Origin of the sequence: Paraburkholderia sp. 22099, assembly GCF_052045835.1 — a bacterium.
GTDB lineage: Bacteria > Pseudomonadota > Gammaproteobacteria > Burkholderiales > Burkholderiaceae > Paraburkholderia > Paraburkholderia terricola.
Map to the genome: position 1 here is coordinate 1 of NZ_JBQEPU010000024.1, position 12,340 is coordinate 12,340.

Sequence of the window (12,340 nt, forward strand, 5' to 3'; positions counted from 1 at the left end):
CCGCCTGCACCACCATCTTCCTCAGGTGCGCCTGCGTCGCCTGGTCCAGTTTTCGGGCATCAGTTTTCGTCTTCATACCCGTATAACGCGCAAGGCACTATTTGGTGCACCCGTCAGTAAAACGATGAAGCCGGAAGCGTTTAATGGCTTGTTAACGGCCAAGACACTTTTCGAGTCTGCTGAACGGTTTTGCCGCTCCACGAACGAGCATGTCACCACCGCTGGCGTTGTGATGCTTCAAGACGCTGTGGAACTGTTCTTTCTCGCGTGCGTGCTTGAACACGCCAGTGACGGTGAGGACCTGAAATTGGAAAAGGCGGGCTTCCCCGAACTCATGGGAGCGTTAAGGGCGCGTGGAATCAAAATTCCGCGAAGCGGGACGTTGAACGCGATGAACAAGGCACGCGTGGTCGGCAAGCATTATGGGCAGCCTTGCGCGCCAAGTGCCGCAGCGGGCTATCTTGAGGCAGCGCGTGCCGCTGTAGAAACCGCTGTTAGGCAGGTATTTTCAATATCGCTTTCCGGCATATTTTCAGCATCTCTTTTAAAAGACGGTGTAGGGAAGTCATACCTTCTGGCAGCGCAGGAAGCCTTCGACCTAGGTGACTTTGGCAAGGCGCTTGTGCAAGTCAGGCAGGCCCTCTTCGTTGAGTTCGAAAGTGACTACTTCGTAGGTGACTATCGCGCGCCTATTGGGACTGTCGTAGCTACCTCACGTGGGTACAAGGCCCCGCTCTACGCGCGTAATCAGGAATGGGCGCTTTCGAAAACCGACCCTCTAGAGCTTCTGATAATCGACTATGAGCGATTACGCTTTGACCTCCTTGAGCTTGGGATCAGCGTGCAGGAGTTTTACAACGTGCGTAGCCGCACGCCAGTCGCGGTGGAACTCACAAGTGGCGACTGGCGCGTAGGTCTGATCGACATGTTCGCGCCTTATGAGCCCGACCGCGAGAAAGCGGAATATTGCATCGACCGCACAGTGTCGTTCGTTTACAAGAAGCAATCGCACGCTGACTCGCTCAGCTTTGATTTCGGACCACCGGGAAAACGGTACGAGACGCGGATTGCAAGAAGCGTTTCGTATCGGCGGGTTGCTTCGCACAAAACTCCGATCGAAGGCTGGCTAACCGAAGGCACAACGGTGCTTTATCTCGGCACGACAAATCCTTTCGAGCAAGGCGGCGATCCATTCGCAAAGGTCTTTCTGAGCCTGCACCCCGGAGCGCCTGGTGTAACCTACTACATCGAATCCAATGCCATTACTCGCACACTCGTGGATTTGGTAGCACCGATCCCATACTTCACGAGCGAGGCTCCTCCAGTCAATGCACCTGCGCCGGACGCTGAGCACGGCAACAATCTTTGATACCGGAGACTGCCGTTGTGGCGAAGGAATGCAAGCCAAATTGTCGAGCTGGGCGGCATTGTCGAAAGTCCATTTATAGCCGAATCGAGACAAATGGCGGCAGTCTCCGACAACCGAACGACCTCTGAAGGACTGTCGAAGTGACGACCAAGCCCCAGTCCCCAGAAACAACCACTACCAACTACGCATCAGCGCATCGGTCAGTTGCATCGCCGACTAGCCCCAACAATCTTTGCCATCCGATCGGTCTCCGCAGCTTGGCAAGCGGCAATTTCCATAGGCACGATGGAGCCGCCTCCGTTTTCCGCCTCGGCGGACTTCTTGCAACTCGCATCGCGTCGTTTCTTCCACGCGGCGATCTTCTTCTCCAGACGCGCTTTGCAGCTTGGCGATTTCGCGGATTTCTCGTCAGCAACGTCTTGCAGTTTCTGTTCAGCGACCACCTTGTCGCGCCATGCACAAAAGTTCAGGCTCGTCTGGTTTGCGTCACAGTTCGCCAGCATGCCTTGCACCTCGCTCGCCGGCAGACCGCTCTGCCGCGAAATAACATCAGCGGGTTCAGGCGGCGTGCCAGCAAATGCGGAAGAGCACGCGAGCGCGAGAGCCACGAAAGCGACTCTCATCGCGCCCCCTGAGCGAATGGCGCAGCCTCTTCACGGCGGCGGTTGACAAGCCCATTTACGCGGCGCGGCGGCAGGCGGCGTCCCTGTGTATCGCGCGGATGCACATAGACGCAGAGCGCCATGTTGCTTGCAACCAGCCTATCGTTGCCACTATTGGCGGCAACAAACGTGTCACGCGATCCGGCTTCCCCTGAGTTATAGACAAAGCTCACCAATGCGTCGAACTGCGCCTGCGTGAGTTGACGGTCTCGCACATTGCGGCGAACGATCTGCTCCGTGAGTCGGACCTTAGTGGCAAGTTGCGCATTGACCTGCGCGACCGACACCGGACGTTGGAGTTCTTCCGGCGTGCAGAAACCAAGGTGAGCAAGTGTGCCGACTCCATAGGTGCAGTTGTTCGCCACATCGTTGTAGTAGCTCATCACGGCACCTTCCCGACGGCGCAAATCCGCCCAGCCGGCAGGGCTGAGACGCGATGATTCATTCGGCATCGTTTCCTCGCGGAGACCAAGTCGACGAGACTCTATCATTCGTCAGCGGAGAAAGGGATTGCTGGCTATGACTTGTCACTACTAGTGCAGATTATCGGGGCCGCAGTATCGGAGTTTCACGCTGAGGGGCCATAGCGTATGGCTAGTGTTTGCTCGTGCCGGGTCGCTGTTCTTCACGATCGGCATATGCCTACCCCATCGACCGCGCTGACGCGCTTTCCCCTTCAACGACACAACGACCCATGCCGGAAAATAGCCGCTCACATCCATCCCGGTCGACTGACTCAGGTATGCTGGCGCCTTCGGGACAGCTTCCGTTCAAGGGGAGAATATGCGGCGCGTCGTATTCAATCAGAAAGGTGGCGTAGGCAAATCGACCATCGTCTGCAACCTTGCGGCTATCAGCGCCAGCGAAGGTCTGCGCACTCTGGTTATCGACCTGGATGCCCAGGCGAATTCAACTCAATACCTGCTCGGCCCGCAGGCCAGCGAGGCCCATCCCACCGTCGCTGGCTTCTTTGAAACCGCGCTAACGTTCAGCTTCAGGCCCGTAGAAATAACGTCGTTCATTCATCCGACGCCGTTTGAGAATCTGGACATCATGCCCGCTCATCCTGACCTGGACGCGTTGCACGGCAAACTGGAATCCCGCTACAAGATCTACAAGTTGCGTGATGCGCTCAACGAACTCGACACGTATGACGCGATTTATATCGACACACCCCCAGCGTTGAACTTCTACACCCGCTCCGCGCTGATCGCCGTCGAGCGGTGTCTGATCCCGTTCGACTGTGATGACTTTTCCCGTCGCGCGCTTTACACGTTGCTGGAAAACGTGAAGGAGATCCAGCAGGATCACAACGTCGCGCTGGAGGTGGAGGGGATTGTCATCAACCAGTTTCAGCCTCGTGCGAGCCTGCCTCAAAAGCTGGTCGACGAACTCGTCAGTGAAGGCTTGCCGGTGCTGGCTTCGCGGCTGTCTTCGTCCGTGAAGATCCGCGAATCGCATCAGCAGGCGACCCCCGTCATTCACCTCGATCCGGGACACAAACTTTCGCAGGAATATCGGGCCTTGCATCGTGAACTGGCCGGATAGGGGAATCGGCAGACGGCCGAGGCCGTGTGAAAACGCGCGCTGAATGCAGCCTCCCGAAAAATCGACCCTTCAAATCCCGCTGTATTGGCTTGGTAGCCGCTCGCGAAGGGTAAAGCGACACCCGAAAACCGAGTACTCTCGCGTTTTCACACGGCCTCGGCCGGGTTCGGCCGAGATGGAACGAACATCCAAACGTGGGTTGCGCTCAAATATCGGGCGTAGGGAGTCGGATTAGCGGCGCAGTTTCGGCTCCTAACCGACCGTAGTCGAGCAAACCTGGTGAACTGCCGCTTTGTCCGTCGCCGAGCCGCTGTGCCCGACCCCCAAGGGACCGTCAGTCTTCCCGATAGCAGCCGCTCGTTGACGAATATCTCGTCTTTGATGCGACGCAGCGCATCTTCGATTCGACCTCAATAATGGCTTTGCCGGCTGGACCTTTCCAAAGTCCGCGGTGATATCGGGACCTGTCGAGGGTTCCGCATACCGCTTCCTGGCAATTACAAGCCATCAATTTAGATAGGCTCTTTTTGTTGATTGCGTACGGTAGTCTCCGCTATTGACGGGGCTGCAACTTCGTTCATCGCGTCACAGCAATCGCGCGGCGGGCTATTTTCAACGCAATAAGTCAACGTCCGCGCGCATTCCAAATCAGGAGACGGACATGGATTCGAGCACTATTTCTTTCAAGGCAAGTAACGGGTTATTTGTTGGCAGGGAGGAGCCCACGAACCTGATACTGGCCACAAAGCCAGGCGTGGATTCTTTTGGCAAGTTCACGGTGCAAGTCGTAGCGCCGGGCAAGATCACCTTGCTTGCGGATAATGGGCTTTATCTCTCGAGGATCAGCGGCCTATTTCCACATTCAAGCAACGACTGCATTCTGGCCACGAAAAAGACCGTCGATGAGTTTTGCGTGTTCTCATATCAGTACGCCCCCGCCTCTCCCTCTTTAGTGCTGCAGGCGGATAACGGACTCTATGTCTCCGTTGGATCAAATCAGGACGTTGATAACGCTCTCATTCCGGGAAAGAAGGACATCGACCCATCTTGCTACTTCCAGTTGATTGGATCGATTCCCAGTTCCAACGTCCGGGACGGTACCTTCAAACTTCCGCCGAATACGAGGTTTGGCGTGACTGGGCTTGTGAACTCGGCCACACCCCAGGAAATCGCCGTCTTCATCGGCGACAATCCGAAGCCCTACACCCTGACTGGCAAGCCGGGGACTCAGGATGGTCAGATGGGCACCGTGATCCTCGAATCCGACAGTACCGGCGTTGTTCGCCTTACCGTGACGGCAAACGGCAAGCAGTCGAAGGTGATGTCGCGTCAAGTCGACCTGAATCAGACAATCTACTTCGGCCTCCTCGGATCGGAGGATGGCACCGATAACGACTACAACGACTGTCTTGCGATTCTCAACTGGCCTCTTGGCTAGACGCCAGTCCGGTTGCTGGGGGAGATCTCCTTCATCCAGCCGGGGCGAACTTGTCAGAAGGCGCATAAGGTCAAGCAGGAGTGACGTGCCCAGCGCGTGAAGTTGCCGGGTAGAAGTACCCAATGTTAACTTCGGAGTGGAAAAATGACGCAACAGTCAGAGAATGGTCAAAAGCAACAAGAAACGCCTGCTGCGATCGGCAGTCAGGCCGCAGGAGTATTCGGCGGTGTTTCACTGATGTCCCAGCCAGAAGAATTGGCAAGCGGCTGGCCTGGCACGATGCAGGACTTTGGTACTCGTGACTGGATGCACTATGACTGGACCTTGTCGGAGGCTGAGTACAATTGCCGCGTGCTGTACTGGACCGGTCATGATTCGGGTAGTCCGCTCTGTACGATCCCGGTCCTTACAGGCAAGTGGCTCATCATTAACAAGTCCAATATGGACATCCGGTGCCGCAATGCAACACAAAAGAGCGGTACGTACCTGGTTGTAAAGGCAGGTACCATCGTCGATGCCTACGCGATCAACACGAATGATGAAACCGCTCAATCGATGTTCGCTGTTCCGGGCGGCGCGAATCCGGATCAGACCACCAAGCCTTATGTGCTGCCCCATGCTTCCGCAACGGTGCTTGGTGGCATCAAGGTAGGTCAAGGCCTGGAGATCTCAGCCGACGGTACGTTGTCGGTAGACCTTTCGGCTCTCCAGGCGCTGCTGGCCCCCAAAACGAACGTAGGGCCTGGGCCTGTTTCGACACCTCAGCCTCATACCCAAGTCGGGGATGGCACGTTCAAGCTTCCGCCGGGCACGAGGTTTAGCGTAACGGCGCTGGCCGAATCCACCTCCGAACAGACGGTTGAAATATATGTCGGCCAATCCGAAAAGCCGCGTCCGCTGTCAGGTCCGGGAGCGGACGGTATTCGCAGCATAGGAACAACGATCCTTGATGCAGACAGTACGGGGATAGTCCGCATCACTGTGTCGGCAAACGGCAAACCGTCGAAAATAGTATCGAGCCAGGTCGATATCCAGCCTTCTGGCGGCAAAACAATCTCCTTCGGGTTTGTTGGGTCGGACGATGGCACTCGTAACGACAACGACTACAACGCCGCTATCGTCTTTCTTAGCTGGCCGGTCCAACAGACCTAGCGATTATGCTGGTCGGCGCGACATGTATGGTTTGATTGACGCGCTAAGTCGTTGTTGATGTATAGGGTAAGGCGAGTGCGGTCACGCCGCACTCGCACGTTGCATGGCGCCGGCCTCGCGGAAACAGGATTGCACCGTGTCAGTCACGACTGCACCTGACGGTCATTGATGCCGGAGGAACTGCGGCCATGAGTCGCCTGGGCCGAAGCCGCGGACGATCTGTCAGAACTCGATTGGCGCGGTCGTGTCGGCAACCATTACATAAGTTAGTCCCGCATTAAAATGCGGCGGCTCCGCGAGAGCAAGCTGGGAAACACATCAGAAACAGCGCAAGCATAAACAGCCGACGCATATCAATGCTCCAGAGAGATTTTGAGCAAGAAGCTTCTCCTCGACACTTCTTTTCAAAAAGACCTCCAGAAGTTGGAATAATGCCGAACCATTGGATTACCGAACAAGAATCACGATATTCTTCCGATCCGGCGGAATCAGCTCAAGCGCATCCATCTTCTCGCGCCGCACCGTCGAACGTTTGGTTTGGCAATTAAAACAATCAATCTTCAACTAGGGGTAAAACAATCATGCTATTGGGTCGAATCGCTATCTATGGTCTCGCCGTGTCCATTCTCGCCGGATGCGCGGCAGGCCGGACAACTGTCGAGGTCTCCGCGCCTCAAGGCAAAAATCCTGCAACGGGGAAATACGTACGCATTGATTCCGTACAGGACAAACGCACGTTCACCGTCGCCCCTCCCAGCGCCGACATGGCGTCACTGGATCCGGCTGAAGATTCTGGCGATGCGTCGAAAGCTCGCGCGATCGGTCGGAAGAGAAACAGTTATGGCAAGGCGCTCGGCGACGTGGTGCTTCCCGAAGGCAAGACGGTCTCCGGCCTCGTTGAAAGCGCATTGGCTACCGGCTTTCAGGAGGCCGGCTACATCGTCGTGAAGCAGGACGACCCCAACTTTGCCGCCGCCACTCCGGTGACGGCACACATCATCGATTTCTGGGCATGGTTCCAGCCCGGCTTCTGGTCCATCTCAACCAACCAGAAGTCGGAACTGCAGTTGTCAGGCGATGTCGGCGCGCTTCATGGTGAGCAGACCGTCAAGACGCGCGTTAGCGAATCCAAGCAAGTCGTGGTTGCCAGCGACTGGCAGGAGATCGTGGAAAAAGGCCTGTCGGCGATTACGCTGCGGACCAAGGATCTGTTAAGCGGGAAGTAGGTCCATCGAGGAGCGAGCCTCCTCGCTCCTCATGAAGATGGCAAGCGCGTCTAGCTTGCTGGTCCAGAACCGCAACCGGTATCTGGACCAGCGAAGCGCCAGCAAAAACCGCCGCCACTCACTTATTAACCATCTTCGCCGGCACACTAATCGCCAGCAACCCGCCAAGCACGAGAAACCCGGCCAGCATATACATCCCCGAATCGTTCGCCGAGGTTGCCTGCTTGAGCCACCCCACCGCATACGGACTGAGAAAGCCCGCCAGATTCCCAATCGAATTAATCATCGCAATCCCGGCCGCCGCGCCCGTACCCGCAAGAATCGCGGTCGGCAAACTCCAGAACAGCGGCAACGTGGTGAGAATCCCCATCGTGGCGAGCGTGAGCGAAGCCATCGCCAATACCGTGTTGTGCGTCCACACAACAGAAAGAATCAACCCGATCGCGCCCGCGAACGCCGGCAACGCGATATGCCAGCGCCGCTCGCGGTGGCGGTCCGCGCTACGCGACACGAGCACCATCGCCACCACGGCCGCCGCGAACGGAATCGCGGACAACAAGCCGATCGCGAACGCGTCGGTCACGCCGGTCGTCTTGATGATGGTCGGCAGCCAGAAGCTCACGCCATAAAGACCCATCACGAACGAGAAGTACGTGAGGCTCAGCATCAGCACGCGCCCGCTCGTGAGCACCTGGCGGATCGGCATGTCGTGCTTGGTGGCTTCCTCCGCGGACACATGGCGCTCGAGCAACTCTTTCTCTTCGGCGGTAAGCCACTTGGCCTTCGCGATGCGGTCGTCGAGGATGAAGAACACCAGAATGCCGACCAGCACCGACGGAATACCTTCGAGCAGAAACAGCCACTGCCAGCCGTGCCAGCCGTTCGCGCCGTTGAAGCTCTTCATGATGTAGCCCGAGATCGGACCGCCGATCACGCCGGAGAGCGCAATCGCCGTCATGAACCAGGTGGTCATGCGGCCGCGCCGGTGCGACGGATACCAGTAGGTGAGGTACAGGATGATGCCGGGGAAGAAGCCCGCTTCGGCGATGCCGAGCAGGAAGCGCATGACGTAGAACATGGTGGGCGTGGTGACGAACATCGTCAGCATCGAGATCACGCCCCACGACACCATGATCCGCGCGATCCACACGCGCGCGCCCACTTTGTGCAGGATCACATTGCTCGGAATTTCGAAGATGAAATAGCCGAGGAAGAAAATCCCCGCGCCGAAGCCGTACACGGCGTCGCTCAGACCGAGGTCCGCGCTCATTTGCAGCTTGGCGAAACCGACGTTGACGCGGTCCAGATACGCGACCACGTAGCAGAGCATCAAGAACGGCGTCAGCCGCCAGCCGACTTTGCGGTAGGTGGCCTCTTCGAAGCTGGAAGGCGGCGCACCCGCGCCGGGATGGTGAAGCGGATCTGCGGGACTGGCCATGATGTCTCCTCTTTTCTTGCGGAAATGAAGTGCCGCTGTCGCCCGATTCTATCCGCGCGGAATGGCTTGCATGACGAATAGATACCGGGGGAAAACACTGACATTGCAAGCGGGCCGCGCGTGCGACGGCCCGCGGCGGCAAGCTGGACGCCGCCTACAAGTCACCTGCGCGTCACCTGCGCGCCACCTACACGCAGCGCCCGCCGTCGACTTCGAGACACACGCCCGTGATGAACTCCGCTTCGTCCGATGCCAGATACAGCGCGGCGTTGGCGATATCTTGCGGCGTGGAGAACCGCCCGAGCGGAATGCCCGCGAGAAAGCGCTGGCGATTTTCCGGCGTATCCTCGACGCCCATGAATTCGGAGAGCAGCGCCGTTTCGCCGATCACCGGGTTCACGCAGTTCACGCGAATGCGGTCAGGGCCCAGTTCGACGGCAAGCGATTTGCTCGCGATGATCACCGCGCCCTTGCTGCCGTTGTACCAGACGAGGCCCGGCCGCGGCCGCACGCCGGCCGTCGACGCGATGTTGATGAAACAGCCGCCGCCTTGCTCGCGAAAGTACGGCACGAATTCCTGCACGCTCCAGTAGATGCTTTTGACGTTCACCGCATACACGCGGTCGAACTCGGCTTCGGTCACTTCCATCACCGGCTTGTTGCGATGCGTCGTGCCCGCATTGTTGACGACGATCTGCACGCTGCCGGAGTCTTCGAGCGCGGCTTCGCGCAGCTTGCGCCAGTCGTCCTGTTGCGCGACGTTGCCCGGCACCGCGATCGCCTTGCCGCCCGCCAGCGCGATTTCGCTCGCCACGCGCTCGGCGGCCGCGCCGTTCAGATCGTTGACCACGACGTTCGCGCCTTCGCGCGCGTAGGTCTTCGCGATGCCTTCGCCGAAACCCGATCCGCCACCTGTGACGATGGCTGTCTTACCTGTCAACCGCATGATGTCTCCGCTGTTTGTTGTGAATGGTGATGCGTTTGCGATGAACCCAGTGGCCCAATCAACCACCCCTAGCCGTGACGAATGGCGATGGTTTTCAGCACCGTGAAGCCATACAGCGCTTCGAAACCTTTTTCGCGCCCGTGGCCCGAATGCTTGACGCCGCCGAACGGCAACTCGACGCCGCCGCCCGCGCCATAGTTGTTGATGAACACCTGGCCTGAGCGCAAGCGCCGCGCGAGACGCATCTGCCGCGCGCCGTCGCGTGTCCAGATGCCGGCCACGAGGCCGAACTGCGTGCCGTTGGCGAGCGCGAGCGCTTCGTCCTCGTCGCTGAACGACATCGCGGCGAGCACCGGGCCGAACACTTCGTCGCGCGCGAGTCGGTGGCCGGCGGGCACGTCGCGCAGCAGCGTGGGCGCCTGATAGAAGCCGCTTTCCGGCGCTTCGGGGATCACTTCGCCGTGCGCCGCCATCGGAATGCCGTCGTGCTGCGCGTCGGAGAGGAAGTCCCACACGCGCCGTTGCTGTTTCGCGTTGATGAGCGGCCCGCAGTCGAGATCGGCATGCGAAGGACCGACGCGCAACGCGTGAAACGCGTCGCTCAGACGGTCGAGCAAGGGTTCGTAAATGGCCCGGTCGATCAGCACGCGACTGCCCGCCGAGCAGGTTTGCCCGGCGTTTTGCACGATCGCCGCGACGAGCACGGGGAGCGCCGCGTCGAGATCCGCGTCGGCGAACACGATTTGCGGCGACTTGCCGCCCAGTTCCAGCGTGACGGGCACGTGGTTTTCGGCGGCCATTTGCGTGACCAGCTTGCCGGTTTCGGGCGAGCCGGTGAACGAGATGTGATCGATGCCCGGATGGGATGCCAAAGCCGCTCCCGCCTCGTGCCCATAACCTGTGACGACGTTCAGCGCGCCCGCCGGCAAACCGGCCTCGGCCGCCAGTTCGGCGACACGCAGAACGGACAGACACGCATCCTCGGCCGGCTTGACGACGCACGCATTGCCGGCGGCGAGCGCCGCGCCCACGCTGCGGCCGAAAATCTGCATCGGATAGTTCCACGGCACGATGTGGCCGGTCACGCCGTGCGGCTCGCGGATCGTCAGCACCGTGTAGCCGGCCTGATAAGGCAGCGTTTCGCCGTGCAGCTTGTCCGCCGCGCCCGCGTAGAACTCGAAGTAGCGCACGAGCGCGGCCGCATCGGCGCGCGCCTGTTTGAGCGGCTTGCCGGTGTCGCGGGCTTCGAGTTGCGCAAGTTCCTCCTGGCGGGCGGCGACCAGCATCGAGAGCCGGTACAGCACGCGGCCGCGTTCGGCGGCGCTCGCCTCGCCCCATGCGCCTTCGAACGCGCGGCGGGCGGCCTGCACCGCCTGGTCGATGTCCGCGGCGGTGCCGCGCGCGAGCTGGGTGAACGGCTGGCCGTCCGAGGGATCGAGCACGGCGATCGTCTCGCCGCCTGATCCCGCGGACCATTCGCCGCCGATGAAGTGTCGGGCTTCTTCCATGCATGCTCCTTGAGATCGCGCAGCCGGCACTGACGAGGGGCCGGATACGCAGTGTTCACAAACGAGAGGCACAATCGAGAGACGCGGGACGATTATCGCGCCGATCCGGCGACGGGTGCCACCGGCCGATTGGCTATAATGGCGCATTCCGCACTGTCCGGCCGCGGGGCCGCGGCTCCAGGCGAGCTTCACACGATGCATGCCGCCCGGGCTCACGCACCGCACGCCGTGTTCCGAATTCCATCCTGATCAGAGAGCGCCCATGAGCTTCAATCACGTCCCCGCAGGCAAAGACCTTCCGCAAGATTTCAACGTCATCATCGAAATCCCGGCGCAGAGCGACCCGGTGAAGTACGAAGCCGACAAGGACCTGGGCCTGCTCGTCGTCGACCGCTTCATCAGCACCGGCATGCGCTATCCGGCCAACTACGGCTTCATTCCGCAAACCCTGTCGGGCGACGGCGACCCGGTCGACGTGCTGGTGATCACGCCGTTCCCGCTGCTGGCCGGCTCCGTGGTGCGCGCACGCGCGCTGGGCATGCTGCAAATGACCGACGAATCGGGCGTGGACGCAAAGCTGATCGCCGTGCCGCACGACAAGGTCTGCCCGATGACCGCGAGCCTCAAGTCGATCGACGACGTGCCCGCGTACCTGAAAGATCAGATCAAGCATTTCTTCGAGCAATACAAGGCGCTGGAAAAGGGCAAGTGGGTGAAGGTCGAGGGCTGGGCGGACGTCGAAGCCGCGCATAAGGAAATCAGCGAAGGCGTGGCGAACTACAAGAAGTAAGCTGCGTCGCCACGCTGCTGGCATGACGAAAACCGCGCGGGCCCGAAAGGGCCGCGCGGTTTTTTAATGGGCTTGCCAGGCATGCGCGTGCCGCCCGCCTGGCCTTGCGCGACGCACATAGACGTATTGCATCGCCCGCATGAACCGAAGCCATTTTTATAGTTAGGTGTAAACCCTTATGATCTGTCGCCTGTCGCAGCTTCGTTAATCGCGCGGCATCACCCCGCGCAGACGCCGCGCCAATGCGTGTTTTAGGAGCCCAC

At 59.5% G+C, this 12,340-nt stretch carries 11 protein-coding genes; 6 read left to right on the forward strand and 5 right to left on the reverse strand.

Going from position 1 to position 12,340, the window contains the following annotated elements; genetic code table 11:
* On the forward strand, positions 1-1,369 hold a 1,369-nt coding region (locus tag ACTJLC_RS21905; protein ID WP_440845107.1), incomplete at its 5' end, for a hypothetical protein.
* A gap of 200 nt (positions 1,370-1,569) precedes the next feature.
* Here the strand turns inward: ACTJLC_RS21905 and ACTJLC_RS21910 are convergent.
* Positions 1,570-1,992: a lysozyme inhibitor LprI family protein gene (locus ACTJLC_RS21910; protein WP_310132134.1), complete on the reverse strand. Its 423-nt coding sequence runs from the start codon at positions 1,990-1,992 to the stop codon at positions 1,570-1,572.
* Positions 1,989-2,483: a lysozyme gene (locus ACTJLC_RS21915; protein WP_244744507.1), complete on the reverse strand. Its 495-nt coding sequence runs from the start codon at positions 2,481-2,483 to the stop codon at positions 1,989-1,991. Before ACTJLC_RS21915 ends, ACTJLC_RS21910 begins: the two co-directional genes overlap by 4 nt.
* Positions 2,484-2,814: 331 nt before the next feature.
* Between ACTJLC_RS21915 and ACTJLC_RS21920 the strand changes: the two genes are divergently transcribed.
* From ACTJLC_RS21920 to ACTJLC_RS21935, 4 genes are all read left to right on the forward strand, one after another.
* Complete coding sequence (locus tag ACTJLC_RS21920) at positions 2,815-3,579, forward strand: ParA family protein (protein ID WP_310132128.1); 765 nt, start codon at positions 2,815-2,817, stop codon at positions 3,577-3,579.
* Positions 3,580-4,240: 661 nt separating this feature from the next.
* Complete coding sequence (locus ACTJLC_RS21925; protein ID WP_114162041.1) at positions 4,241-5,017, forward strand: fucose-binding lectin II; 777 nt, start codon at positions 4,241-4,243, stop codon at positions 5,015-5,017.
* 144 nt (positions 5,018-5,161) lie between these two features.
* Positions 5,162-6,169, forward strand: a complete 1,008-nt coding sequence (locus ACTJLC_RS21930) for a fucose-binding lectin II (protein ID WP_083085438.1) — start codon at positions 5,162-5,164, stop codon at positions 6,167-6,169.
* 581 nt (positions 6,170-6,750) lie between these two features.
* Positions 6,751-7,395: a flagellar biosynthesis protein gene (locus tag ACTJLC_RS21935; protein ID WP_310132123.1), complete on the forward strand. Its 645-nt coding sequence runs from the start codon at positions 6,751-6,753 to the stop codon at positions 7,393-7,395.
* A 118-nt stretch (positions 7,396-7,513) separates the two neighbouring features.
* Here the strand turns inward: ACTJLC_RS21935 and ACTJLC_RS21940 are convergent, their stop codons facing one another.
* From ACTJLC_RS21940 to ACTJLC_RS21950, 3 genes are all read right to left on the reverse strand, one after another.
* Entirely contained in the window at positions 7,514-8,833 is a 1,320-nt protein-coding gene (locus ACTJLC_RS21940) for an MFS transporter (protein ID WP_073430753.1), read from the reverse strand.
* Positions 8,834-9,020: 187 nt separating this feature from the next.
* On the reverse strand, positions 9,021-9,779 hold the full coding sequence (locus tag ACTJLC_RS21945; protein ID WP_310132120.1) for an SDR family oxidoreductase: 759 nt from the start codon (positions 9,777-9,779) through the stop codon (positions 9,021-9,023).
* 68 nt (positions 9,780-9,847) lie between these two features.
* The gene (locus ACTJLC_RS21950; protein ID WP_310132118.1) at positions 9,848-11,287 is read right to left on the reverse strand and encodes an aldehyde dehydrogenase family protein; all 1,440 of its coding nucleotides are present in this window, start codon (positions 11,285-11,287) and stop codon (positions 9,848-9,850) included.
* Positions 11,288-11,549: 262 nt separating this feature from the next.
* Here ACTJLC_RS21950 and ppa point away from each other — a divergent pair, with 262 nt between their 5' ends.
* On the forward strand, positions 11,550-12,077 hold the full coding sequence (ppa, locus tag ACTJLC_RS21955) for an inorganic diphosphatase (protein ID WP_083085425.1): 528 nt from the start codon (positions 11,550-11,552) through the stop codon (positions 12,075-12,077).
* The last annotated feature ends 263 nt before the right edge of the window (positions 12,078-12,340 follow it).